The sequence below is a fragment of the Natrialba sp. SSL1 genome (assembly GCF_001861355.1).
Lineage (GTDB): Archaea > Halobacteriota > Halobacteria > Halobacteriales > Natrialbaceae > Natrialba.
The window spans coordinates 1-22,698 of the sequence record NZ_MASN01000024.1 but is presented as its reverse complement, the minus strand read 5'-3'; the positions used below and the strand labels follow the sequence as shown (position 1 = coordinate 22,698).

At 62.3% G+C, this 22,698-nt stretch carries 26 protein-coding genes and 2 tRNA genes; 13 read left to right on the top strand and 15 right to left on the bottom strand.

The genetic code is table 11. The features are described 5' to 3' along the window. Positions 1 to 19 precede the first annotated feature (19 nt). Positions 20 to 802: a coenzyme F420-0:L-glutamate ligase gene (locus BBD46_RS06625; protein WP_071400945.1), complete on the top strand. Its 783-nt coding sequence runs from the start codon at positions 20 to 22 to the stop codon at positions 800 to 802. Continuing rightward, a complete protein-coding gene (locus BBD46_RS06620) occupies positions 799 to 1,827 on the top strand; it encodes a 5,10-methylenetetrahydromethanopterin reductase (RefSeq protein ID WP_071400944.1) in 1,029 nt (342 codons plus the stop codon). The genes BBD46_RS06625 and BBD46_RS06620 overlap by 4 nt, the downstream gene beginning before the upstream one ends. A 186-nt stretch (positions 1,828 to 2,013) precedes the next feature. Here the strand turns inward: BBD46_RS06620 and BBD46_RS06615 are convergent, their stop codons facing one another. Further along, positions 2,014 to 2,208: a hypothetical protein gene (locus tag BBD46_RS06615; RefSeq protein WP_006652767.1), complete on the bottom strand. Its 195-nt coding sequence runs from the start codon at positions 2,206 to 2,208 to the stop codon at positions 2,014 to 2,016. Between the two features lie 192 nt (positions 2,209 to 2,400). On the opposite strand from BBD46_RS06615, the gene BBD46_RS06610 reads away from it, so the two are divergent. The 6 genes from BBD46_RS06610 (at position 2,401) to yciH (ending at position 8,527) form a co-directional block, all read left to right on the top strand. Continuing rightward, positions 2,401 to 2,727 carry a DUF7573 domain-containing protein gene (locus tag BBD46_RS06610; protein WP_071400943.1) on the top strand — a complete coding sequence of 109 codons (327 nt, stop codon included), beginning with the start codon at positions 2,401 to 2,403 and terminating at the stop codon, positions 2,725 to 2,727. A 181-nt stretch (positions 2,728 to 2,908) separates the two neighbouring features. Next, the gene (locus BBD46_RS06605; protein WP_006166534.1) at positions 2,909 to 3,103 is read left to right on the top strand and encodes a cold-shock protein; all 195 of its coding nucleotides are present in this window, start codon (positions 2,909 to 2,911) and stop codon (positions 3,101 to 3,103) included. 277 nt (positions 3,104 to 3,380) lie between these two features. Continuing rightward, positions 3,381 to 4,388 (top strand): AAA family ATPase, encoded by a 1,008-nt coding sequence (locus BBD46_RS06600; protein ID WP_071400942.1) that lies wholly within the window; start codon positions 3,381 to 3,383, stop codon positions 4,386 to 4,388. Then, positions 4,385 to 5,629: a DUF58 domain-containing protein gene (locus tag BBD46_RS06595; RefSeq protein ID WP_071400941.1), complete on the top strand. Its 1,245-nt coding sequence runs from the start codon at positions 4,385 to 4,387 to the stop codon at positions 5,627 to 5,629. The genes BBD46_RS06600 and BBD46_RS06595 overlap by 4 nt, the downstream gene beginning before the upstream one ends. Next, on the top strand, positions 5,626 to 8,112 hold the full coding sequence (locus BBD46_RS06590; protein ID WP_071400940.1) for a DUF3488 and transglutaminase-like domain-containing protein: 2,487 nt from the start codon (positions 5,626 to 5,628) through the stop codon (positions 8,110 to 8,112). The genes BBD46_RS06595 and BBD46_RS06590 overlap by 4 nt, the downstream gene beginning before the upstream one ends. Positions 8,113 to 8,233: 121 nt before the next feature. Continuing rightward, positions 8,234 to 8,527, top strand: a complete 294-nt coding sequence (gene yciH, locus BBD46_RS06585; protein ID WP_004217450.1) for a stress response translation initiation inhibitor YciH — start codon at positions 8,234 to 8,236, stop codon at positions 8,525 to 8,527. A 185-nt stretch (positions 8,528 to 8,712) separates the two neighbouring features. Here yciH and BBD46_RS06580 read toward each other — a convergent pair whose 3' ends face one another. Further along, entirely contained in the window at positions 8,713 to 9,108 is a 396-nt protein-coding gene (locus tag BBD46_RS06580) for a rhodanese-like domain-containing protein (protein ID WP_071400939.1), read from the bottom strand. A 160-nt stretch (positions 9,109 to 9,268) separates the two neighbouring features. Here BBD46_RS06580 and BBD46_RS06575 point away from each other — a divergent pair, with 160 nt between their 5' ends. Continuing rightward, positions 9,269 to 9,523: a hypothetical protein gene (locus tag BBD46_RS06575; RefSeq protein ID WP_071400938.1), complete on the top strand. Its 255-nt coding sequence runs from the start codon at positions 9,269 to 9,271 to the stop codon at positions 9,521 to 9,523. A 43-nt stretch (positions 9,524 to 9,566) separates the two neighbouring features. Here BBD46_RS06575 and BBD46_RS06570 read toward each other — a convergent pair whose 3' ends face one another. After that, complete coding sequence (locus tag BBD46_RS06570; protein WP_071400937.1) at positions 9,567 to 10,220, bottom strand: NUDIX hydrolase; 654 nt, start codon at positions 10,218 to 10,220, stop codon at positions 9,567 to 9,569. Between the two features lie 97 nt (positions 10,221 to 10,317). On the opposite strand from BBD46_RS06570, the gene BBD46_RS06565 reads away from it, so the two are divergent. Next, the gene (locus BBD46_RS06565; protein WP_071400954.1) at positions 10,318 to 10,824 is read left to right on the top strand and encodes an NUDIX hydrolase; all 507 of its coding nucleotides are present in this window, start codon (positions 10,318 to 10,320) and stop codon (positions 10,822 to 10,824) included. A 78-nt stretch (positions 10,825 to 10,902) separates the two neighbouring features. On the opposite strand, the gene BBD46_RS06560 is transcribed toward BBD46_RS06565, so the two are convergent. The 9 genes from BBD46_RS06560 to BBD46_RS06520 form a co-directional block, all read right to left on the bottom strand. Then, the gene (locus tag BBD46_RS06560; RefSeq protein WP_071400936.1) at positions 10,903 to 11,328 is read right to left on the bottom strand and encodes a DUF5809 family protein; all 426 of its coding nucleotides are present in this window, start codon (positions 11,326 to 11,328) and stop codon (positions 10,903 to 10,905) included. A gap of 87 nt (positions 11,329 to 11,415) precedes the next feature. Beyond that, positions 11,416 to 11,916, bottom strand: coding sequence for a DUF5810 domain-containing protein (locus BBD46_RS06555; RefSeq protein WP_071400935.1), 501 nt, complete (start codon positions 11,914 to 11,916; stop codon positions 11,416 to 11,418). A 201-nt stretch (positions 11,917 to 12,117) separates the two neighbouring features. Further along, complete coding sequence (gene rimI / locus BBD46_RS06550; protein ID WP_071400934.1) at positions 12,118 to 12,606, bottom strand: ribosomal protein S18-alanine N-acetyltransferase; 489 nt, start codon at positions 12,604 to 12,606, stop codon at positions 12,118 to 12,120. Between the two features lie 71 nt (positions 12,607 to 12,677). Further along, positions 12,678 to 12,995 carry a hypothetical protein gene (locus BBD46_RS06545; RefSeq protein ID WP_071400933.1) on the bottom strand — a complete coding sequence of 106 codons (318 nt, stop codon included), beginning with the start codon at positions 12,993 to 12,995 and terminating at the stop codon, positions 12,678 to 12,680. Further along, positions 12,995 to 14,455 (bottom strand): sodium-dependent transporter, encoded by a 1,461-nt coding sequence (locus BBD46_RS06540; protein ID WP_084777698.1) that lies wholly within the window; start codon positions 14,453 to 14,455, stop codon positions 12,995 to 12,997. Before BBD46_RS06540 ends, BBD46_RS06545 begins: the two co-directional genes overlap by 1 nt. Before the next feature lie 319 nt (positions 14,456 to 14,774). Next, a complete protein-coding gene (locus BBD46_RS06535) occupies positions 14,775 to 15,269 on the bottom strand; it encodes a ferritin-like domain-containing protein (protein WP_006166521.1) in 495 nt (164 codons plus the stop codon). Positions 15,270 to 15,498: 229 nt separating this feature from the next. Then, a complete protein-coding gene (locus BBD46_RS06530) occupies positions 15,499 to 15,780 on the bottom strand; it encodes a DUF6360 family protein (protein WP_071400931.1) in 282 nt (93 codons plus the stop codon). 169 nt (positions 15,781 to 15,949) lie between these two features. Further along, positions 15,950 to 17,725 (bottom strand): nitrite/sulfite reductase, encoded by a 1,776-nt coding sequence (locus tag BBD46_RS06525; RefSeq protein WP_071400930.1) that lies wholly within the window; start codon positions 17,723 to 17,725, stop codon positions 15,950 to 15,952. Positions 17,726 to 17,864: 139 nt separating this feature from the next. After that, a complete protein-coding gene (locus tag BBD46_RS06520; RefSeq protein ID WP_071400929.1) occupies positions 17,865 to 18,194 on the bottom strand; it encodes a hypothetical protein in 330 nt (109 codons plus the stop codon). 214 nt (positions 18,195 to 18,408) lie between these two features. On the opposite strand from BBD46_RS06520, the gene BBD46_RS22575 reads away from it, so the two are divergent. The 3 genes from BBD46_RS22575 (at position 18,409) to BBD46_RS06510 (ending at position 19,567) form a co-directional block, all read left to right on the top strand. Continuing rightward, entirely contained in the window at positions 18,409 to 18,552 is a 144-nt protein-coding gene (locus BBD46_RS22575) for a hypothetical protein (RefSeq protein ID WP_171908166.1), read from the top strand. Between the two features lie 61 nt (positions 18,553 to 18,613). Next, complete coding sequence (locus tag BBD46_RS06515; RefSeq protein ID WP_071400928.1) at positions 18,614 to 19,387, top strand: DUF7119 family protein; 774 nt, start codon at positions 18,614 to 18,616, stop codon at positions 19,385 to 19,387. A gap of 106 nt (positions 19,388 to 19,493) precedes the next feature. Beyond that, a tRNA-Lys gene (locus BBD46_RS06510) sits at positions 19,494 to 19,567 on the top strand. A 358-nt stretch (positions 19,568 to 19,925) separates the two neighbouring features. On the opposite strand, the gene BBD46_RS06505 is transcribed toward BBD46_RS06510, so the two are convergent. From BBD46_RS06505 to BBD46_RS06495, 3 genes are all read right to left on the bottom strand, one after another. Continuing rightward, positions 19,926 to 21,410, bottom strand: coding sequence for an amidohydrolase family protein (locus BBD46_RS06505; protein ID WP_071400927.1), 1,485 nt, complete (start codon positions 21,408 to 21,410; stop codon positions 19,926 to 19,928). 190 nt (positions 21,411 to 21,600) lie between these two features. Then, positions 21,601 to 22,323 (bottom strand): helix-turn-helix domain-containing protein, encoded by a 723-nt coding sequence (locus tag BBD46_RS06500; protein ID WP_071400953.1) that lies wholly within the window; start codon positions 22,321 to 22,323, stop codon positions 21,601 to 21,603. A gap of 169 nt (positions 22,324 to 22,492) precedes the next feature. After that, positions 22,493 to 22,568 (bottom strand) — tRNA-Cys (locus BBD46_RS06495). Between the last annotated feature and the right edge of the window lie 130 nt (positions 22,569 to 22,698).

Sequence of the window (22,698 nt, the reverse complement as noted above, 5' to 3'; positions counted from 1 at the left end):
CGCTCGCCGACGCTTCAGTATGGAACTCACACCAGTGACGGACCTGCCCGAAATCCGTCCCGGCGACGACCTCGCCGATCTCATCGCGGACCGGGCCGGCGACGACCTCGCCGACGGCGACGTGCTCACCGTCGCCAGCACGGTCGTCTCGAAGGCCGAAGGGCGAACCGCCGACCTCGCGGAGTACCCCGTCAGCGGCCGCGCCCAGGAGCTCGCCGACAGCCTCGGCGAGCTCGCCGGCGAAGAAAAAGACCCCCGGTTTGCCCAGGCGGTACTCGAGGAGAGCACGGAACTGCTGATCGAAGTCCCGTTCCTGCTGACCGAGACGCGATTCGGCCACATCTGCGTGAACGCAGGCATCGATCGGTCGAACGTGCCGGGACACGACCTGCTCTTGCTGCCCGAGCGGCCGAGTGAGAGCGCGGCGCGGATCCGAGAGGGGCTCACAGAGCGCGGCTACGAAGACGTCGCCGTGATCGTCACCGACACCTGCGGACGACCGTTCCGGCACGGCCAGCGCGGCGTCGCGATCGGCTGGGACGGGATGCCAGCAAGTCGTGACTGGCGCGGAGAACTGGACCGCGACGGCCGCGAGCTGGGCGTGACGGTGCAGTCCGTGGTCGACGAACTCGCGTCGGCGGCGAACCTCGTCACCGGCGAGGGGGCCGACGGAGTGCCAGCCGTTGCCGTCAGCGACTGGACCTTTGGCGACCTCGCCGGCAGCGACGAACTGTTCCGATCGGTCGAGGACGACCTCATTAGACAGGCACTTCGTGGCTGGGAGTGGGAGGGAGACGCATGAACGACGCACAGCAACCTAGCGACGAGCCGACCGTCGGTATCGAACTCACCCCCGAACATCCGACGGAGCGCATCGCCGACCTGGCTGCACTCGCCGAGAACGAGGGCTTTGACATCGCGTTCACGAGCAGCCACTACTTCAACCGCGACCCGTTCGTCACGCTCTCGCGCATGGCTGAGGCGACCGACGAGATTCGACTCGGGCCGGGCGTCGTCAACCCCTACGAGAGCCATCCCGTCAAACTCGCCGGCCAGGCCGCGACGATCGACGAGGAGAGCGACGGCCGCGCCGTCTTCGGCATCGGTGCTGGCGACCGCTCCTCGCTCGCGAATCTCGGCATCGAACACGAGCGGCCGCTCCGTCGCGTCCTCGAGACGTTCGGTGTTGCGCGTGACCTCTGGGACGGCGACACTGTGAGTCACGACGGCACCTTTGCGGCCAGCGACGCGTCGCTCAACCTCGAGCCCCCATCCGGGCAGCTCCCGGTCTACGTCGGCGCACAGGGACCGCACATGCTCCGGATGAGTGCCAAGCACGCCGACGGTGTGTTGATCAACGCCGCCCACCCGAAGGATCTCGAGTGGGCTGCGGGACAGCTGGAACATGGACTCGAGGAGCGCCCAGACGAACACGGTCCGTTCGAGGCGCTCGCGTTCGCTAGTGTGAGTGTCGCGGACGACGAGGACGCCGCCCGCGAGGCCGCACGACCGCCGGTCGCGTTCATCGTCGGCGGCGCAGCCGACCCGGTGCTCGACCGCCACGATATCAATCGTGAGGCCGCCGAAGCCGTCAGCGACGCGCTTTCGCAGGGCAATCTCACCGAGGCCTTCGGGCACGTCACCCCCGAGATGATCGACGCGTTCTGTATCGCTGGTACCACTGAACAGGTGGCCGAACAGTTCGGGGCGGCACTCGAGTTCGTCGACGGCATCGTCGTTGGCTCGCCGCTGGGGCCGGATCTAGAGAGTGCGGTCGAGATGGCGAGCGAGGCGATGGAGCAGGCGGTGTCGGCGGCGGAGGAGTGAGCTACGGGCGGGAACGTAATTGCGGACGGAAATTGTGTTACGTGCGGAAATTGATGTGTAGATAGAAGTTGGGTTGCGGACGGAAGTTGACGTGTAGACAGAAGTTGGGTTACGTTGCGAAGCGAGCCAGCGATGGCTCGCTGGGGAACTGAGCTGTGTGTGGAGAAAACGACTGCAGTGGAGTCTCTAGTTGCTCGTGAAGAGGCTGCCGAACGCGCCGGCGGTGAGCGCACCGAAGACACCGAGTGAGAAGACGACGAGGAGTGTGCCGGCGATCATCAGCAGCGGTGCGAAGCCCTCACCGGTCGCGACACCGCTGAAGTATTCGTTCATCTCGATGATATTATCCACGATGGCGTTCAGTACTGCGACGGTTTCCATGCGTGGGGGTTGTCACCGGTGGTACTTGGCCGTGCCGGTCGCGTGCGAGGGGTGGCTGATGCCGTGTATCGCAGCGGCGGCTGAGTGTCCTGCAGTGTAGCGCGGGAGTGTCATGCCATGTAGCGTGGGAGTTCTGTGCTGTGTACCACGAACACCGCCGGACCTAAGCCAGGCACGGTCGTACAGACGGATGTGACTGACGACGCGACCCTGTCTTCGTTTGGAACGGATCCAGACGACGACGTTGTGTCCGAGTCAACGGGTGAGACCGGATCAGCAGCGGACTCCGAATCCGCGCGCACATCCACAGCAGACGCTCAGACAAAAGCGGATACAGAGACAGAGGACAAGGAACACGCCACCGACGCACCCGCCGAACTCACCCCCTCGCTCGCCACCTACGCGGTCCAACCACCCAACAGTGAACCCGCACACACCTGCAGGAAGTGTGGTTCAGAGAGTCGCCACTTCTGGTGTGATGACGGCCAGTTCGTTTGTCCCGACTGCAAAGCCTGGTGAGTGCCCACTGAGGCGGTCCGGTGAGCGTTGGCAGCGGTAGCGGTAATCGCCCGAACAGGAACCATTACTGGGGAAACGTCACAACGATCCGAATAAGTGGTGATACACGTCCGTTTTCGGACGAATCGAACACCAGTCCCCCCGAACATTTATATCTTCGTCGCCGCTTTGTAAACCTGCAATGGCGAAAGGTACGGTTGCATTCTTCAACGACACCGGCGGTTACGGATTCATCGAGACCGAGGACGCGGACGAGGACGTGTTCTTCCACATGGAAGACGTTGGCGGACCAGACTTAGAAGAGGGCCAGGAAGTCGAGTTCGAGATCGAAGAGGCCGAGAAGGGGCCGCGCGCGACGAACGTCGAGCGCCTCTAAACCGGCGATCCAAACAGTATCGTTTTCTGAATGACTCCCGACGAATAGCGCCGCCAGCGGTCAGCGACGACCGATCAAACGACGGCGGCAGGCCAAGCATACTTTATCGAAGCCGCCGTAGTACGGGATGAGAGCAGCTCACACAGAGAACGGTCCGCGCGAACGATAGTCACCAGAACCGACACAAAGCATATATTCACGACCCGCGCAACTCGGACAAACGAGATGAATCCGTTCTCCCCCGCCTACGAGACACCCTCCCCAATGACTGTGACCGATGACTGACGCTGACCCACCGACCGACACGGTACTCGAGACGACGCCGATCGACGTCGACGAGCAGACGGAAGCGATCGATCCCTTGCCGCTTACACGCGTCGAGTCGATCGGGACTGACATCGAAGCCAACGTCGCGCGCGTAATCGTCGGCCACGAGTCCGTCATCGAACACGTCATCACCGCCCTCCTTGGCCGCGGACACGTGTTGCTCGACGACGTTCCCGGCGTCGGAAAGACGATGCTCGCGCGGTCGATTGCGACCTCGGTCGACTGTACGTTCCGCCGAATTCAGTTCACCCCGGATCTGCTGCCGACGGACGTGACCGGCGTAAACGTGTTCAACCAGCAAACCCGCGAGTTCGAGTTCCAGCCCGGCCCCATCTTCGGCAACATCGTCCTCGGCGACGAGATCAACCGTGCACCGCCGAAGACACAGTCGGCGCTGCTCGAGGCGATGGAAGAGGAACAGGTCACGGCCGACGGCGAGACGCGGTCGCTTCCCGCACCGTTCACCGTCATCGCGACGCAGAACGCCATCGAACCGAACCGAACCTACGACCTTCCGTTCGCCGAACTCGACCGGTTCATGAAGAAACTCCACCTCGGCTATCCCGACCCCGAGGACGAAGCCGAACTACTCGGCCGAACCGTCGGCACCCATCCGATCGATGAACTCGAGTCCGTCACGGATCGCGAGACGTTGGTGCGCGCTCGGGAAACGGTCTCCCGCGTGGAGGTCGCAGAACCAGTTCGGGCGTACGTGACCCGGTTAGCGGGCTACACGCGCGAAAACGCACATATCGGTGCGAGTCCGCGTGGAGCGATTGCATTACTCCGGGCGGCCCAGGCCCGTGCGGTCATCAACGGCCGCGACTACGTGACGCCGGACGACGTGCAGGCGGAAGCCGCCGTCGTGCTGAGCCATCGAGTGAAGACGAACGACCGCACACGCGACGGTCAGGCCATCGTCGCGGACGCACTCGAGCAGGTTCCGGTCGACGGATGAGAGTGACTGCTCGCGGATGGGTCGTCCTCGCTGCGATTGCTGGCTCGCTCGCGATGAGTTGGCAGTACGGCCCGCGAGCACTGAACGCCATCGTCGCACCGCTGGTCATCGTCCTGGCTGCCAGCTTCCTCATCACGTTTCGGCGCGACCGACCGACTGTCAGACGACAGCCCGTTGACGACGGCTTCGTCGGCGAGACACGCGAAATAGCGTTCGTCATCGAGACGGAGAGCGATATCCCCGCAACGGTTCGCGATGGGATTGGGACGGGACTCACACCGGCAGCCACCGACGAGATGGACGAACTCTCGACGCACGCGATTCTCGACGGTGAGACGCACGTCCGCTACGAAATCGACCTCACCGGCCGCGGTGAACGGACGGTCGGCCCCGTCTCGATCACCGTCAGCGACATTTTCGGGCTGTTCGCACGCCGCTACGAGTACGACGAGCGGAGTCAGATTACGGTCTATCCGGCAGTCTACAGCCTCGACGGTGAACTGGGACACCAGCTGCAAACCATCGCGGATGCGACGGCCCGCCGAAGCCGCGAGGAGTTCGACCACCTCCGGGAGTATCGCCGTGGCGACTCGCTGCGTGACGTCCACTGGAAGGCCGCCGCCAAACAGCCCGAAGACGACCTCGTCGTCACGGAGTACGCTGCCGACGAGGGACTCGGTTCGATTACCGTCGCCGCGGAGTGTCTTTCCGGCCGCGAGGACGACCTCGCGAGCGCAGTCGCAAGCGTGGTGACGTCGATTCACGAGGCCAACATTCGGGTTGGCCTCCTCGTCGACGGCACCGAACGCCAGCCAGACACCGGGCTGGACCACTACTACGATCTGCTCGGCGTCCTCGCCGCACTCGAGCCTCGCGCAGGGACAGCCACACTCACGGAGCAAGAACGCGCTGACGCCGATGTCTGCGTTGTGGCCGGAACGTCCGGCACGACCGTCACCATCGGAGAAGGGCACGCAGCCCACGGCGAGCGTGCACTCAAGTTCGAGTTCGATCGACTTCGAAACGAGGGAGATGCGGATCGAACGTCGAGTCGAGGCCGCGGGCGGGAGCGGGGGAACGGGCATGGGCACGGGCACGGGCATGGGCACGGGCACGGGAACGGACACGAACGTGACCAAGAACTGAGACGGGATCGCCAAGGACAGGCGACGAACGGACCCCACAGCCACGACGATGGCGCTGGGGCGGGCACAGGAGAAGGGACGGGGGTGTTGCCATGAGCACAGAGACCAACAGTGAGAGTACCACCGGAACCGCCAGTGACCAGCGAAACGCACGGACGATCTCGCTCGGTGTCGGCGATGGGGCAACGGGCTCCCGAACGATCGGTCCCGACGTGTTCCGTATCCTCTCGCTGGGCTGTGTGCTGTTGTTAATCGCATCGTTCGTCCACGTGCTCCACGAGGTAACCCAGGCCGTCGGCGGGACGCCATCGCTGTTCGCGCTCGTTGGCGGCATGCTTCTCGCCGGGACGCTACTGGCACGACTGATTCGACCGCGAACCGCACTGCTCGCGGCGCTCACCGTCGCCGGTCTCGGCTTTGCCTACTATCTCGAAAGCAGCGGCGTCGGCGTCGGTATCGTCCTCTCACAGACCGGCGCGCTGGCCGCCGATATTGCGACGCTTGCGACCGGACACCCGCTTATCCGCACCGTCGAAGCCGGCCTCTGGACGCTTGGCTTCGCCCCTGCGCCCGTGTTCCTCTCCTGGTATCTCGCTCTCCGCGGCCGCTACGCGCTGAGCGTCCTCCCCGGCGGCTTCGCGCTCGCCTTTCTGGTACTCACCGGTGACGCCGACCTGACAGTCACCCTGCTCGGCACCCTCGCCGGATTGGGGGCCGTTGGCTTCGGTGAACTCGAGCGTCGCGGCGGGTCGATCAGCCAGGCCGACCTGCTTGCCGCCCTCTTTGCGCTCATTATCGTCCTCTCGCTGTCCGTCTCGTTCGTTCCGGGCGGTGATACGGGGCCAGCGAGCATCGGGGCGACGGACGCGGGGACACTCGAGGGCACCATCGATTCGGCCGGCGAGCGCTCGGGGTTCACCGGGCAGGTCGACCTCTCGCCGGAGGTTCGGTTCACAGTTGAATCGGAACAGCCCTCCTACTGGCGAACGGGTGTCTACGACCGGTTCACAGGCGACGAGTGGGTCCGAACCGGCCAGGAACAGCCACTCGATGGGCCGATTAACGAGCCGTCGGGCGACTACGAGACGATGCAGCAGCTCGTGACCGCCGAAACCGAGATCGGCGTCATGCCGGTCGCACCACAGCCGCTGACGGTTACCGACGGCGCAGCCCAGTACGCGGAACTGTCCGCACACGGGCAGGTCCATCCCTCGACGACCCTCATCGAGGGCGACAGCTACGTCGTCGAAAGCGCCGTCGTCGACCCCGGACAGGACGAGTTGAAACGGGCAGGAACGGAGTATCCTGACCAGATCGAGGAGCGCTATCTGCAACAGCCCGAAGATACGTCCGACGAGTTTGCCGAGTACACCGCGAACGTGACGGCTGACGCCGAGACACCGTACGAAAAGGCCGCAGCGATCGAAACCCACCTTCGATCGTCGAAGTCGTACTCGCTCGACGTCTCCCAGCCGAGTGGCAACGTCGCCGAGGAGTTCCTCTTCGAGATGGACGAGGGCTACTGCATCTACTTCGCGACAACGATGACCCAGATGCTGCGCGCCGAGGAAGTGCCGACACGGTACGTCACCGGCTACACCAGTGGCCAGCAGGTCGACGACGACACCCACGTCGTCCGCGGCCTCGACGCCCACGCCTGGGTCGAGGTCTACTTCCCCGACCACGGCTGGGTTGCCTTCGAACCGACGCCAAGCGGCGAACGCGACGACGTCCACGCCGACCAACTCGAGGACGCCCGCGCAGACGATGTCGAGAACGTCGACATCGAGGAAAGTGAGGATGTCCCGGTTCGTGAGGACGACGACGATGAGGACGAACAGAACGACCGCGACCCAACCGGACCCGACGAGGGAGAGCAGGACGATCCCGAGACAAACGAGACGGATCCCGATCAGGGCCCCGACACTGATCCAGATTCGGACACGGAAAACGAGAGCAACGAAACGACCGACGGGACCAGCCTTCCAGATGCGGACGGAGACGGTTCGAGTGAGGGCGACGACAGCGATGGGTTCTCGTTGCCGGTTACCGTCTCGCGCGAACTGCTCGCGCTCACGACCGTCGTCCTCGTCGGGCTAGCAGCCGGTATCCATCGAACGGATGGCCGCACGCGTCTCCAGCGCCTCGTCGGCCTCCTCTGGCAACGGCCGACTGACGACCCCGACGACGACGCAGCACGCGCCTATCGCCGGCTCGAACGGCTGTTGGGTCGAACTCACCGACCTCGACGGCCGGGTGAGTCAGCGCGTTCGTACGTCACAGCGCTCCGAACGGCAGCGACGGACGATACTGGGGACAGTTTGGAGAGCGCCACAGATGTGGATCCCACAGACCCTCGTATCGAGGCGGTACTCGAGTCCTACGAGCAAGCAGTCTACGGCGGCGGTGTGAATCGACGGGAAGCGACGAGTGCGGTCGAGGCGGTTGACGAGCTGGTGCGCGAACAGGTGCCGCTGGTCGGCGGGGCTATGTCGGGTGCGGGCCAGCACAAGGCGTCGACCGAGCGTGGAAGTGATGATGAGAACGATGGGAGCGACGAGAGCACAACAGCTGAATGATTGCTTCCCCCTCAGAAGGCAGAAACAAAGGCAGAATGAGGCAGGTCACTCAAAAAGAACCACACGACAGCATGTAGGTCCCGATAGTGTTTAATATGGCCATTTCGTAGCAAGGAACGTAATGTCGGAAGTCTGCTCGACGTGCGGGCTGCCTGAGGAACTCTGCGTCTGCGAGGACGTGGCCAAGGGACAACAGCAACTCAACATCCGCATTGACGAGCGCAGATACGGTAAGGAGGTAACGATCGTCGAAGGATTCGATCCGAAGGACGTCGATCTGGACAGTCTCTCGTCGGATCTCAAGTCCAAGTTTGCCTGTGGCGGGACCGTCGAGGACGGTCAGATCGAGCTACAGGGCAATCACACCGGACGCATCGAAGAGTTCCTTCGGGATCGCGGTTTCAACGTCGCCTAATGCCCGCGATGATCTGAGACGGCTTCCGAACCCACGACCCGAAGCTGACCGGCAACTCGCCGGTCGCCGAACCGGACGGTGAGTAACCGCGGTCGATATTTTCGCGGCAGCAAACGCTATCGGACGGGTCGTTCGACCCACCCTTCGCGTTTCGTAACAGAAGCCACCGAGCGCCGCGACAGCACCTAGAACGGCGACTCCGCGCCGGCGTCAGCGCTGCTCTCACCGTCGCCAGCGCCGTCGGCACTCGCCTCAGTACTCCCGGCTACGAGTCCGAACTTCATGCCGTACTTTTCGAGACCGCCTTCCATACTCTCGATCTGTGCATCCGCGGTCCCTTCGTACGAACTGAGCAGTTGGGCCGCCTGTACGCTGGCCTTCCCGTGTGGACAGACGGTGACGATACGCGAGGCGTCCTCGAGTTCCTCGACACGACTCGTGAGTTCCTGGAAGGGGACGTTCTCGCTGCCGGGAATCCGGCTGTGGGAAAAACTGTGCTGATCGCGAATGTCGACGATACGAACGTCGGCGTCCGACTCGAGTAGCTCCTTGACATCGTCCGGAGAGATTTCGCCATCCATTACGCCCGCGTTAGGCTGCCGGAAGAATAAGCGCACGGGTCGGACCGCAGGTCGAACAGTAGTTGCGGGTCGTCGTCTCTCCACCCGAACAGACCAGCGAGAGTGACAGACAACTCGACCGTAACAAGGCGTTATCGTCCTCGATTGCGTATCTTCACCCATGGTAAGTCAATTGGTAACATATGAAGCGCTGTTCGGCGTCCAGCTCGTCGGCACGATGGTCCTCGTCGCAGGGCTGTTCACGGGCGGGCTGACGATGACGACAGTCGCCGGCGGGTTGATCATCCTCGCGGCGATCGTCGGCCACGTCGTCGCGGCAGTCCGGTTCGATCCCGACGAGTTCGGCGACGAGTCAGACCGAGAACGGGACCGCGGCCAGGAACCAGAGCCGGCAGGCCGCGGCGCGAGTCGCTAACGCGGGCGACACACCAGCCGTCTCGCCCCGAATCAGACCCCGGTTACTCGGCAGCGGGTGGTGCCAACACACCGTCCTCGTGAGCGAGCAAGAGCGCCGCAAGTGTCGCATCGTTCGCCGGCTGTTCGCGCGCCCGCTCGAGTGCCTCTTCAACTGGCACGGTCGTCACCTCGAGGAACTCGTTCGAATCCAATTCGCGTTCACCGGGAACCAGGCCGTCAGCGTAGACGATTCCCCTGTCGTGACGGAGTACGCCCGTCGCGACCGCGTACTCCTGTAAAAGCACCGTGCTCGTTGGTCGGAAGCCAGTCTCCTCCTCGAGTTCCCGGGCAGCAGCCTCGGTGTAGGACTCACCGTCCTCGACGATTCCCGCCGGGAGTTCGAGGTGTGTTTCGCGGATTGCCGGGCGGTACTGCTCGACGAAGAGAAGGTGATCGCGGTCCTGGTGAGTGTCGACTGACTCGGATTCGGACTCGGACTCGGACTCGGATCCGGTCCCAAGGTCAACACTGGCGTCCGACTCGAGTACCCGTCCATCGACGCGCGCAACGATGACGACAGCCGGCGGGAGCTCGGCCCAGTAGTAGCGCTGTTCGCCGCCGTCGGGTTGCTCGAGTCGGTCGTATCCGCCATTGTACCACGGCGTTTCGTACTCGGTCACTTCCTCGAGAAGTGTCCACTCGTCGGGTGTCGTCATTGATTGCGTATACCTGGTCGGAGGCGTAATAGGTGCGGGTTGCGTGCCGGAACGCATTTTTCCGGACCGGGCATGACTGGTGAGTGTGGAGAGCGACGTGCTCGGCGACGAGTTCGATGGTGTTCCGCGAGAGCAACAGACCATTCGCCTCTCAGCGGACCGCTTCGAGTCGTTTCGCGACTGGGCAGTGAACGGAACGGCCTGTACGGCCGCCGCTCGAGTGTGCGATCGGAACGGCCGAATCGCGCTCGTTTCGAATCGCTGGTCCGACGGGTGGGTGCTTCCCGGCGGTGCCGTCGAACCCGATGAGACGGTACGCGAGGCCACGCACCGCGAAATCCGTGAGGAAACCGGACTGGATGCAACGATCCACGAGCCGCTGGTTGTGGTCGAACAGACCTACCGTTCGGCGTCGACTGACGAGACATACAGTGGAACGTACGTCGTCTTCGCGGCCAGTGCCGACGGCTCGCTCCCCAATATCGAAGAACTGGGTACAACGCCAGGGGAGATTACGGCTGCCTCGTGGTTCGAGACGCTGCCAGCAGATCTTCACGATGGGGCGTTGCTCCGGCCGTATCTGTCGGAATACGAGGGGTTGTAGGAACACGAGTAGCTGGAAGGATACGAGTACGAGTACTCGCAGGAAAACTGACACTGACTCGAGAACTGTAACAGATGCTTACGGCTCGCCACGCTCGACGTGTTCGCGGTACAGGCGTCCGAACGCCTGCCGGCGCAGCGTCGCAACCGCCGCCTCCTCCTCGTTCTGGAACGTTGCGGCGACCGCCTCCCCGTCCGGCCCGGCGTGCCAGACGACGCGGTCGACGTTCTCGTTGCCGATGACGGACACCTCGCCCTCGTAGGACTCCTGCCAGTCGTCGAACTCCTCGCGCGTGCCGACCGTGACCGCGAGCGAACTCGCAAACAGCACGTCGCGTGCAGTCTCGACGACATCGCTCGTGACGCGCTCGGCGTACTCCTCGCGGTCGAACGCCATCGCCTTCGCGACCTCGCGGACGACCGTCTGGGCCGTCGGCCCGGCTTCTGTGTAGCGTTCGCGCGCGTCGTCCATCGACGAGAACGTCGCTGTCCCAACGGTGTGCATACCTGTTTCTGGTGGCGGGAACAAGTTACAAATTGCGTGTTTCCGCACGCCCGTCGTCTCCCGGGAGTGAGACCCAGAACCCGTCAGCTACTCGTCCGTCTCCGATTCCGATGGCGCGTCCGATTCTGCGCTGGTACTCGAGTCCTCTTCCTCATCTGATGCATTTTCGACCATCTGGCGGGTCAGTTCGGAGGCTTCCTGCAGGACGTGTTCGGTTTCGGCGGTCATCGAGCCGCGGCCGCGCTGGCGGCTCTGGCGGGCGAGGTCGGCTTCGAGGCCGGTTGGGCGGCCCTGGGTGTGGTTGTGGTCGTGATCGTGGCCATGACCGTGACCGTAATCATGGCTATGATCGTGACCACCCCGATCCCCACTCGATCCACCCTCGAACGACGGCGTCTCGATCTCCGGCGCGTGCTCCGCAACGATCTCACCAAGTTCCGGCGGTGAGCACTCCTCCCACTCCGGCGCGTGCTCGGCAAGCCACTCCTGGTGTTCCTGACGGCCAAGCGAGGCCGTAATCGCGAGATGATTCGCGAGATGCTCCGCGTCGGCCTGTTCGGCCGCACAGACGGGGCAGGCGTATCCCATACCACCCGCTAGGAGCGCGCGTAGTAAAACGGCCACGTCTCCAGTTCCAGTCGTGCTGGCGGTGCACCTGGTACTCGAGTACGAGAGTGCGAGAGAACGAGAGTGCGAGAGAACGAGAGTGCGATAGTTCGAGGGACCGAGAGTCCGAGAGAACCACAGGATAAGAAGATGAGAGAACGCACTCGAACAACAGAAACCAGGCTACTCGAGTTGTCGGACCATGATAATCGCGTCCTCGCCGTTGCCGTAGTAGCCGGGGACGTGTCGGATCGGTTCGAAGCCGAACTGGCGGTAGAGTCGTTTGGCACCGTCGTTCGAGCGGCGGACTTCGAGTTTGATCGAGTCGGCACCGTGGGCTGCGAGGACGGCGATCGACCGGGAGAGGAGCGCAGAACCAACACCCATTCCGCGTCGGTCCGGGTGGACAGCAACGTCCTTGATATGACCGAGCTGGCGGCCAAACGAGGCGGAGACATCAGCGACGACGTAGCCGGCGATTTGACCGTGAACGTCGGCAACGAGGAAGCCGGGTTCGCCGAGGAACCGGTCGAAGGCGTCGTACGGCCAGGGCTGGGGGAACGACTCGTTTTCGATGCGGACGACGGCGAGGAGGTCTGCCTGTTCGGCTGGACGGATCGCGAGTTCGTCGTCGGTGCCGTCGTCGTGTCCCTCGGGTACCGGTACCGTCACGGTGTGTGCTACTGTGCCGAGCGATAAAAACGGTGTGTCCGGAACTCGAGCGAGGCGTCGGGCGCTGTGAGTCAGAGTCGCTCGAGTTGTTCGATTTCGGTGTCAGACCAGTCGTAGAAGTGGCGGTCGGTCTGGGTGAGGACATCGACGCACTCGTTGTACCGTTCTCTCGCACGGTCGGCGAGCGGATCGTCCGGGTTGTTTTCGACCCACTCGCGCAGGTCGGCGAGCGCTCTGGGTGAGTACGTGTCCATCCGATCCTGGTGTTTCAGGATCTCGACTTTTCGACTCTCCTGGCGGAGCGTGCGGATTAGCGACCAGAGGGCGATCCCCCAGAAGGCAAGCAAGGTGAACGCGAGCATGCCAAGTACCTCGGCTGGAACTGGCATCAGTCATCACCTCCGGTGACCTCTGTGGTGCCAGGTTTGCCCCCACGGCCCTCGACGACCGACATGATGGCGTAGCCGATGATCGGGAACAGGACGATCACGAGCATGCCAGCGACCATCTCGGGTTCGCGGAAGTTCTCCCAGGCGAAGTAGCCCATGATGAACAGCATGACGGCCGGGATGACGTACTTGATGACCGGGTCCCACCACTTGCCGACGTAGATGCCGGCGTTGCGGTTGACCGCGAGCATACGAAGCCGTTTGGGGCCGAGAACCCAGCCGATGACGCCGATGATCGCGAGCGTCGCGAGCGGCAGTCCCCAGTTCCCGAAGACGAAGTCGAGGAAGTCGAGGATATCCGCGGAGTAGGCACTCGGAATGCCAAGGAGCCAGATACCACCGCAGACGGCGAGCACCGTCTGTGTGCGATCGAGCCGGGTCTCCTCGCTCACGGTCGTCACGCTGACTTCGGTGATCAGCAGCCCGGACGTGAACGTTGCGAGGAAGAACCCGACGAAGAACAGGATCGCGACCAGTCCACCGAGCGGAATCTCGGGGAAGACCTGGACGAGCGAGACGAACGCGAGTCCGGCACCGGCGTCCGGTTCGACGCCGACGGCGAAGACGATCGGGAAGATCGCGAGCGCGGCGAGGATACCGATGCTCGACTCGCCGAGCGCCGTGAAGACGCCGCCGCCGAGCGGTACGTCGTCGTACTCACGCAGGTAACTGCCGACGGTCAGGGCGATCCCCCAGCCGAGCCCGGTCGAGAACAACGCCTGGCCGAGGGCGGCGATCCAGGTCTCGCTGGCGGCGAGTGCGCCCCAGTCGACGCTGAACATGAACGTAATCCCCTCACTTGCGCCGGGGAGCGTGAGCCCACGGATCGTCATCACGACGAGTGCGATGACGAGCGCCGGCACCGCGTAGACGACGAGCCGTTCGACGCCACGACGGATGCCGAGGATGAGGATCGCCGCAATCGACCCCATAACGATCGTGTGGAGGCCGATCATCAGTGCCGAGTTCGCGAAGAACGTGTCCATGAACGCGCCGGCTTCGAAGCCGCTCGCCGTGAACGTAAACAGCAGCGAGTGGACGGCGTAGTACAGCGTCCAGCCGATCAGCGGCGAGTAGTACGACATCAGCGCGATGTTCACCAGGAGGACGATAACACCGAGCCCGACCATCCCGCCGGGACCGAGAACGTCCCGGAACGCGCCGATGACGCCCTTGTTCGTATAGCGACCGAGCGCGACCTCAGCCATCAGGCCAGGGACTGCGAGCAGGAACAACAGGACCAGAAACGCGAGGACGAACGCGCCACCGCCGTTGTCTCCCATTACGTACGGGAATCGCCAGATGTTCCCGGCACCGACCATGGCGCCGATCATCGCCATGAGGAACCCAAACCGTGTTCCCCACTCCGCTCGTGCAGTTTTTGCTGGTGCGTCTGCCATTATCTAACACCCACTGTGTCAATGCACTGTATCATCGTATAAGTATATTGCGCGCGGAACTGACATACAGCGGCAACAACTGATTTCTGCGGTACAAGACACCTATGCCGTTGTCCGAGGACGAATCTGCTAACTCGGGTCGTCGACGGTACACCAGTGCTACCAATCTCGCTACACAAACGTCACAGAGAACCACACGTCAGGTGGGCAAAGGGACCCGTTCAGACGGTACCCTAGCCCATCTCACGCGCTCTCGTCAGTGTCTTCGAATCCGCCTTCATTCTCGCTTTCCGCTCGTCAGCGAAGTTAGCCTCGGGAATTACTCCGCCGGAATGGCGTCCATCTCGTACGACTCCGTCAGCTCCTTCAACTCGTCGAGCGCCGCCTGTTCTTCACGGAGATTCTCCTCTAGCAGATCTGCTGCGTCGTCCATTCCGAGCTGATCCGCGAGCGGGATCAGATTGCCGTAGGCCGCGATTTCGTAGTGTTCGGTCTTCTCCGCGGCTGCCATGCTGTGAAAGTCCATCACCTCCTGAGAGGGATCCATCGAGGCGAACTCCTCGTACTCCTCGATCAGGCCCTTGATCCCCTCACACTCTTCTTTCTCGGGTGGCTCGCCGAACATCTCGAAGACCTCCTCCAGACGGTCGATTTGTTCTTCCGTCTCCGCACGGTGCTCTGCGAACGCCTCCGCAATCTCCTCGCGCTCCGTATTCGACTCCAGTTCGGAGAGCGCATCGAGGAGTTCGTGTTCTGCGTGGTAGATGTCTTCGAGGCCGTGCTCGAACAGGTCGTGGATGGTATCGACGGTCATGAGACGATCACGAACGGCTTCGCCAAGCGTGTGAAAAAGCGAGACGCCTGCCGTCGCAGGCGTACCGAGCATCTCGAAATAGCCACAAACGGCGGGCAACGGGAAGTAGCGACAGACAGCACAGGAACGGCAGACAGCAACAAACAGCACGGAAACAGTGGACAACGACAAACAGCACGGGAACAGTGGACAGCGACAACCAACAGCAGCCAACGACACGCCGCAGCACCTACTCCGTCTCGCTCTCCACACGATCCGCATACGTCTCGAGTTCCCCCGCAAGCTCGCGCGCCTGATCCGGCGTTAACTCGAGTTCCTCCATGTGCTTGGGGAGGTGTTGCTCGGTGGCGTTGTCGAGTTCGAACTGGAGGCGGACACAGTCGGGCTCCTCGCGGTCGGTCGTGGCGTTGAGGATGGCGACGGAGTCGAACTCGAACTCGTGGCCTTTCGCCGATGCCTCGACGTAGTCGAGTGTCGTGTAGGCGTTGACCCGCATCAGTCGGTCGGACATGGCTAGGGAGTCGCACTACGACCACTTAGGGACTTCCAACGGGTGGCCTCTGTGCACGCGATGGACGTGGCTCGGTCGCGTTCTCAAAAAATAGAGGACCAGTTGTCTACCGCGGTGCCCGGTGAATATCGACGAGGAGTGGGGAACGGACGTGGACAGTACGCAGGGCTCAGTCGTCCGATGGGATCGGCGTCCCGTCCGCGCGGGCAGGTGCAGGACTGTCGTCGAATCCGTCGTCCTCCGCGTACGGATACCAGGTTCGCTTAGTGTTGTGCAGGAACGGGTCCTCGTAGCTCGTCTCCTCGGGTTCGACGAGGGCGGCGAGTTCCTCGTCGTCGCGAGCGGCGACGAACTCTCGGAAGCTCTCACCGTCTTTACGCGCGTCGTCGAAGTTGGCAAGCAGGTTCTCGATCGCACCCGGCACTTCGTCGGCAGGCACGCGGTCCGACACCCAGGAGGCAAACTGCGGATTCTCGCCGAGGCCGCCGCCGAGGCCGATGTCGAGCGCCTCGACCGGCTCGCCGTCCTTGCGTGTCTTCATACCACGCAGGGAGACATCCGCGATCTGGGGCTGGGCACAGGACGCCGTACAGCCCGAAAGATGGATGTGGAAATTCTCGACACCCTCGGGAAGCGAGACGTTGTCGACCAGCCAGCGCGAGAAGCGCACCTGCCGATTCTTCGTCTCGACGATCGAGAGCGAACAGAACTCGCTACCGGTACAGGCGATCGAGCCGCGCTGGAACGGGTGCGGGTCTGGGCTGTACTCGTCGAAGACCGGATTGTCGAGCAGCGCGTCGACTTCGTCGTCCGGCACGTCCGTCAGGATGATGTTCTGGCGCTGAGTCAGACGAACCTCGCCGGAGGCGTGCTCCTCGGCCGCGTCGGCGATTTCGTAGCCGTCGTCGATCCCAAGACGACCCACGAGGACGTTCAGGCCGATGTAGTTGGTGCCGTCGGTCTGCTCGTGAACGCCGACGTGGTCGTGCTTCCCGTCTGCGTCGCCGGCGTTGTAGCTGTAGGAGTGGCGCAGATCCTCACCCGCCGTCTCGAGTTCGAAGTCGATGTACTCCTCCTGGAGGACGTTGCGGACCTTCTCTGGCCCCCACTCGTCGACGAGGAACTTCATGCGTGCGTTGTAGCGATTCTCGCGGTCTCCGTGATCGCGGAAGAGCGCGGAGATGCCGCCGGCGACCTCGACGGCCTGCTCGGGCGTCACGAAGACGTCGATATTCTTCGCGAACCGCGGCTCGTTGCGCGCCAGGCCGCCGCCGACGCGGACGTTGTAGCCCGTGACGGTCTCGCCGTCTACCTCCTTTTCGGCAGGCTCGAACGCCAGATCGTTGATGTCGCCCTGCCCACAGCCCTCGTCACACCCCGTGACGGAGACCTTCCACTTGCGCGGCAGGTTCGAGTGTGCATCGTTGCGCTTGAACGTATCGTGGAGGTCCTCCGCGAGCGCGCCCGCATCGACGTGCTCGTGTTTGTCCTTCCCAGCGACCGGGCAACCGACGATGTTTCGCCAGGAGTCACCGCAGGCCTGGACCGTCGAGAGTCCGACGTCCTCGAGTGCCTCGAAAATGTCGGGCACGTCCTCGATTCGAATCCAGTGCAACTGGATCGCCTGCCGCGTCGTCACGTCGAGCCAGCCGTTGCCGAACTCGGGGTTCGAAACCGGACCACGGGCGTACTCGTCCGCGATTTCGACGATGCGGCGGAACTGGCCCGGCTCGAGCACGCCGCCCGGGGGACCGATCCGCATCATAAAGTACGACTCCTGACCGGCGCGCTGGTGGTACAGGCCGTACCACTTGAAGCGCTCGAACCAGGCGTCCTTCTCGTCGTCCGGGATCGACTCCCAACCGTTCTCGGCGAATCGCTCGATGTGGTCGCGAATGTCTGTGCCGTAGACTTCGTCCTTCCACTCCTCGACATCACTGGGCATTTGCTCACTAGATAGAGAGAGGGTCATATACGCCCGTGCGTCGCGTCAGACCCGGCCGCCTCTCGCTGGTTGCGGTAGGTGTTGCCAGAACAATCGCGTGTGAACGTTTCTCAGCAGAGCGAAACGCCGTCGACTCGAGTTATCGGCTCGAAACCGCGTCGACGGACGGACTCTGTACTGATTCCGGCTCGTAGCGTTTGAACTCACCGTCGACGATCCGACCGACCGGCAACGACTCGATGCCATCACGCGTTCCGCAGTCGATACACATCCCGACGGCGTCGGCGATGACGTGCGTATCGACACCACGAAGGTCGACACCGGAAAATCCCTCGAGCATCACGTGTGGCGTCTCACAGCCGCAGAACTCGCGGGCAGGAAGCGTCCAGATATCGCTGACGCCAACCTCTCGGGAATCATTGACGCTGATCCAGGCACCGTCGTCCAACGTCCGTAGTGCAATGGTCATAAGCGAGCTACGTGCTCGAGTGTCCTCTGTGCATCGCTGGTCGCAACGTTTTGCGTCGCCGGTGACGGAGTAGAATGAGGAAACCGCAGTACTACGCCACACTATCGGGATTTTCGACGACCCAGACGACGGCAACAATCCCCGCTAGAGGTGAGTACGGGTATCGCTTGCTTGCGAGGGGCTACTTATGCGACCTGCGGTCGTACCAGTGTGTATGACGAACGCGGCAGAACGGAGTCCGGAGTCAATCGATCAGAACGACGAGCGAGATGATGCCCACCTGGATGATATCGAGGAGGGAGCAGGCTGCACCGAAATCTGGGAACACCTCGCCGAACAGCGCGGGGACGACGACTGACGAAACTCCGGACTATGAGAGCGACACTTTTAGCGCTCAAGAACATACACGCTACTATCACATGACAGACACCGGCCCTGGTGACTCCACTCGTGGACATCGCCGCGATGAGCGCGAGCGTGACCATGACGATGACCATGGCCATAACCACGGGCGCGAGCACGAGCACGAGCACCAGCCCGAACGAAGCCGGTCAATCCCAACCGACCGAGAGTCACCCGTCGGCGCACCAGTTATCCGCGGTGACGAATCCGTCACCGGTCAGCACGCAACCCGGGCCGTCCAGTTCGATCCGAACGATCCGGACAGCCTCCAGAAGGCCGCAGACACAGTCACAGAGTTCGCAACCGGTGCCAGCGATGACGACCACCTCTATATGCTCCGCGGAGCCGCCGCCTGCGCAGCACTCGTTCGCGGCGAAGGGTCGTACAAAGCCGCCGCAGAACGCGCCGGCGACGACGTCACGGTCTCGTTCATTCGCAAATGGGCCCGCGTTCACGACCTCCCGCGGTCCGTTCGCAAACAGGTCGCACTCGGACAGATCGCCCCCACCGCCGCCAAACACATCGCCCGCGTCGGCGGCGAAGCCCGACTCCTCCTCGCCTGGGCCGCAATCGACGCCGACCTCACCGTCCGCGATGTCCGCAGCATCGCAAGCGCCGTCAACGATGGCACACCGATCGAGGACGCACTCGCCGCGAACGGCACCCAGCTCGGCCGCCTCGAACTCACGCTCTCGCCAGCCAGCTACCGCGACCTCAGACGCCAGGCCTCCCTTGACGGTGTCGATCCCGGCGAGCTCGTCACCGCCGCACTCGAGTCGTCACTCGAGTGACGAGCAGAACGCTCGGAGAGCTCTGGATTGCAAACGGCAAACCACTCGCCGTCCGGCACCGAAGAAAGAAACGTTTAACCACTACTCACCAATAGTGGAATACACGGGGCCGGTAGCTCAGTCTGGCAGAGCGTCTGGCTTTTAACCAGACGGTCGCGTGTTCAAATCGCGCCCGGCCCGTTTCTGCGAGGAACAATTGGTGACGAGCAGAGCGGCGACCGCGATTTGAAGTAGACGAGTCGCAGCCCGCGCAACGCAGTGAGCAGGAACGTCTCGGCGTGGTTCACAATCGCGCCCGGCCCGCTTTCCTGTCGCAAGCGAATTCGTGAGCAACAGGTAACGGAACCGGTGGGATTTGTAAGGGGCCAGAAAGGCGCAGCGAAGCGAGCATTTCTGGGCGTCGCTCAGAATTGTGCCCAGCCCACGTTTGTGGCAACTGCTGTCACAGATAGCAACGCGACGACGCCAATAAAAGATAGAGACAGTTCGTTCGGCAGCAACACAGTACCAACCACCGAGTCCGCTATAGGACTCTGCGCTACAAGCCACTCTCGCGAAGAATCCGTCGTCCAGACTCGATCAGGTCGTGCTGTCTCGTCCGCGCCGGTTCGTTGTACAACACACCATCACGCTTGACGACAGTTCCGTCGACGAGCACCGTATCCACATTGCCAGTCCCCGCCTGGAACACCACCGTCTCGACCGGATCGTACACTGGCGACGTATTGATATCGTTCGTCCGAATCAGCGTTATGTCCGCACGCTTGCCCGGTGTCAACGACCCAATCTCGTCCTCAAGCCCCAGCGCTCGCGCGCCATCGATCGTCGCTAGTTCGAGCGCGCGCTGTGCTGCGATCGAGACGGTCTCAATTTGCTCGTTGTCATCGACTGCCGGCTGATTGTCGAGTGCCCGCTCGACCTGCAACGCTGTTCGCGTCTGCGTGAACATGTCACCGCTCACGTTCGAGACAATATCGACGCCGATCGAAGGAATACCACCGCTCTCGAGCGTCTCCCGAAGCACCGGCATCCCCATCCCCATCTGCATCTCGACCTCTGGGGTGATCGATACCGAACCGCCGGAGTCACCGATGAGGTCGAACTCCGTCTCGGTGAGACGGTTCGCGTGTACGTAGTTCAGGTCATCACCGAGGAGTCCGAGTTCCTCGAGCGTCGAAACGCCGCCGGAACCGAGCGATCCGATGTGCATCGACGCTGGAATATCGAGTTCGCGAGCGAGTTCGATGTCCCGTGCGACGACCTCGTCCGTCGCGTAGTCGGGCCCGCGAATCCCCATCGCCAGCGTGAGAAGCCCGTCGTCCGACGGGAACCGGGTCTGATGCAGGCGCTCGATATCGTCCGGGTGTGGCTCGGTGCTTTCCTCCCACCAGGTCGCACTATCGTCACCCGGCGGACCGTGTGCGAACACCGCGCGGATACCGGCGTCTTCGAGACCGTCGATCGCACGGTTCGTGTGCCCCGGGCTGTTCGCGATGTGGAACCAATCCAAAATCGTTGTCGTTCCCGCATTGAGCTGCTCGACGGCTCCGAAGAGGTTACCGAGATACGCGTCGGTCGGTCGGTAGTGGCTGCTGATCTCTCCGAGCATCGTCTCCAGATACTCGTTGAACGACCAGTCGCCGGCAACGCCGCGAACGCCCGCTTGCCACGCATGGAGGTGCGTGTTGACGAATCCGGGGACAACGATCGAATCGGTCGCATCGATCGTCTCTACTCCAGAGACATCGATCGAATCACCGATTTCGGAGATGCAACCGTCTTCGACGAGAATATCGCCGTTCTGGATAATTCCGAGATCGGGATCGACCGTGACGATCGTTCCGTTCGTGATCAGTGTACGACTGGTACCTGGATCAAACGATTCGTCACTCTCACGTGTCTCTCCATCTGCACCAACACTACCAGACCCGAACGCACCGAAAGTCACTGTTGCGAGGCCGCTAGCCGCCATGTACGCTCGGCGCGAGACACCCGTCTGCTTCGTTCGGTTGTGCTGTCTCATTGAATCCACACTGTTTCGTCCAACTTGGATCGGAATAGAGATTCAGTTGGAATATACCAACCAGTGTGACACCGTGTTCTCGTAGTAAAGTGAAATACAGCGAGTCACTGTAGCCGGTGCTAACAGACGTAGCAATCACGACTCACTACTCACTACTCACCAACCGTCTGCGGACCGCACAACAGACCCCCTAACCAGATATCTCCGACAAAAATGTCGTCACGAGTTGGGCTTCCGCGCGCGTCAGGCGGTACTGGAGTGTCGACACCGGCATCCCTTCGGCCTCTGCAATCTCCTGTAGGGATAGTTGACGCGGCGAATCGTAGTAGCCGTATTCGGCAGCCAACTCGAGCGCTTCACGCTGCTCGTGGGACAGTTTCGAGCCGGGTACTTGACGCTCGCTCCACTCGGGCGACTGATCGACCCGTTCGAAGGTCAATTCCAGCCCCTCACGGAGGTTTGCTCGCAGTTCTTCGTGAATCGGGGTCAACGAAGCAGCAGTATCTGCGAGAATGCGCCATCGGTACGTACCACTGTACTGTTCGGCTCGACAGAGAGCACCATCACCGAGATGCGTTGCGACGAGATACGGGATTGATCGGCAACCAGATCCTTCAGATTGCTGGGAGTAGATTACACGACTCGTTGGCTGTTCAGACAAGACTTCGTGCTCCCAGTCGATCTGACACCCTCCCATTCCGCGGAGGTTCGAGCACCGAGACAGATTGCTAATACGCTGATCGTAGGCTGTGAGTGCTTCCTGCGGTCCAGTCACCTCGTCGACGCGCCACATCGTATCTTCCGTCGCATGACAAGAGACAGTCCGTGAGTACAATCCAGGATTATTGATAAAGACATCCATGAGATCGTCGACACCGTCAGTGTACGTGACGGTAAAAGCAAATTCCTGCATACCGTGTTGTTTCATCAGTATCAAAATGAAGACTCTGTTGGAATATGCCAACGTCAGTGTGCAGGTAGCAGTTAGTTCCGCGTGTGATGAAATAACGCTGACTCGAACAATACTACGTTACTTGGAAGGCACTAGTAGAGCATTAGGTCAGGTGTGACCGCACAAGAAAAGCCAAGGGCCGGATTTGAACCGGCGGTAGGCGGCTCTGCAGGCCGCTGCGTTCGGCCGGACTCTGCCACCTTGGCGCAACTGATTGTTGTTACTGCGTTCGTTTAAGCATAGCGGTACGGCGTAGCCGTGATCCGCTGACTGCACAAATACAACACGCCCCGCAGAGCGATGACTCTACGGGGCGTGAGTATGAGTTGAAGTATG

Excerpts from the sequence above, each read along its gene's own strand:
- BBD46_RS06625 (WP_071400945.1), top strand. The coding sequence starts at position 20 with ATGGAACTCACACCAGTGACGGACCTGCCCGAAATCCGTCCCGGCGAC.
- BBD46_RS06620 (WP_071400944.1), top strand. The coding sequence starts at position 799 with ATGAACGACGCACAGCAACCTAGCGACGAGCCGACCGTCGGTATCGAA.
- BBD46_RS06615 (WP_006652767.1), bottom strand. The coding sequence starts at position 2,208 with ATGGAAACCGTCGCAGTACTGAACGCCATCGTGGATAATATCATCGAG.
- BBD46_RS06605 (WP_006166534.1), top strand. The coding sequence starts at position 2,909 with ATGGCGAAAGGTACGGTTGCATTCTTCAACGACACCGGCGGTTACGGA.
- BBD46_RS06600 (WP_071400942.1), top strand. The coding sequence starts at position 3,381 with ATGACTGACGCTGACCCACCGACCGACACGGTACTCGAGACGACGCCG.
- BBD46_RS06595 (WP_071400941.1), top strand. The coding sequence starts at position 4,385 with ATGAGAGTGACTGCTCGCGGATGGGTCGTCCTCGCTGCGATTGCTGGC.
- BBD46_RS06590 (WP_071400940.1), top strand. The coding sequence starts at position 5,626 with ATGAGCACAGAGACCAACAGTGAGAGTACCACCGGAACCGCCAGTGAC.
- yciH (WP_004217450.1), top strand. The coding sequence starts at position 8,234 with ATGTCGGAAGTCTGCTCGACGTGCGGGCTGCCTGAGGAACTCTGCGTC.
- BBD46_RS06580 (WP_071400939.1), bottom strand. The coding sequence starts at position 9,108 with ATGGATGGCGAAATCTCTCCGGACGATGTCAAGGAGCTACTCGAGTCG.
- BBD46_RS06575 (WP_071400938.1), top strand. The coding sequence starts at position 9,269 with ATGGTAAGTCAATTGGTAACATATGAAGCGCTGTTCGGCGTCCAGCTC.
- BBD46_RS06570 (WP_071400937.1), bottom strand. The coding sequence starts at position 10,220 with ATGACGACACCCGACGAGTGGACACTTCTCGAGGAAGTGACCGAGTAC.
- BBD46_RS06560 (WP_071400936.1), bottom strand. The coding sequence starts at position 11,328 with ATGCACACCGTTGGGACAGCGACGTTCTCGTCGATGGACGACGCGCGC.
- BBD46_RS06555 (WP_071400935.1), bottom strand. The coding sequence starts at position 11,916 with ATGGGATACGCCTGCCCCGTCTGTGCGGCCGAACAGGCCGACGCGGAG.
- BBD46_RS06545 (WP_071400933.1), bottom strand. The coding sequence starts at position 12,995 with ATGCCAGTTCCAGCCGAGGTACTTGGCATGCTCGCGTTCACCTTGCTT.
- BBD46_RS06540 (WP_084777698.1), bottom strand. The coding sequence starts at position 14,455 with ATGGCAGACGCACCAGCAAAAACTGCACGAGCGGAGTGGGGAACACGG.
- BBD46_RS06535 (WP_006166521.1), bottom strand. The coding sequence starts at position 15,269 with ATGACCGTCGATACCATCCACGACCTGTTCGAGCACGGCCTCGAAGAC.
- BBD46_RS06530 (WP_071400931.1), bottom strand. The coding sequence starts at position 15,780 with ATGTCCGACCGACTGATGCGGGTCAACGCCTACACGACACTCGACTAC.
- BBD46_RS06525 (WP_071400930.1), bottom strand. The coding sequence starts at position 17,725 with ATGCCCAGTGATGTCGAGGAGTGGAAGGACGAAGTCTACGGCACAGAC.
- BBD46_RS06520 (WP_071400929.1), bottom strand. The coding sequence starts at position 18,194 with ATGACCATTGCACTACGGACGTTGGACGACGGTGCCTGGATCAGCGTC.
- BBD46_RS22575 (WP_171908166.1), top strand. The coding sequence starts at position 18,409 with ATGACGAACGCGGCAGAACGGAGTCCGGAGTCAATCGATCAGAACGAC.
- BBD46_RS06515 (WP_071400928.1), top strand. The coding sequence starts at position 18,614 with ATGACAGACACCGGCCCTGGTGACTCCACTCGTGGACATCGCCGCGAT.
- BBD46_RS06505 (WP_071400927.1), bottom strand. The coding sequence starts at position 21,410 with ATGAGACAGCACAACCGAACGAAGCAGACGGGTGTCTCGCGCCGAGCG.
- BBD46_RS06500 (WP_071400953.1), bottom strand. The coding sequence starts at position 22,323 with ATGCAGGAATTTGCTTTTACCGTCACGTACACTGACGGTGTCGACGAT.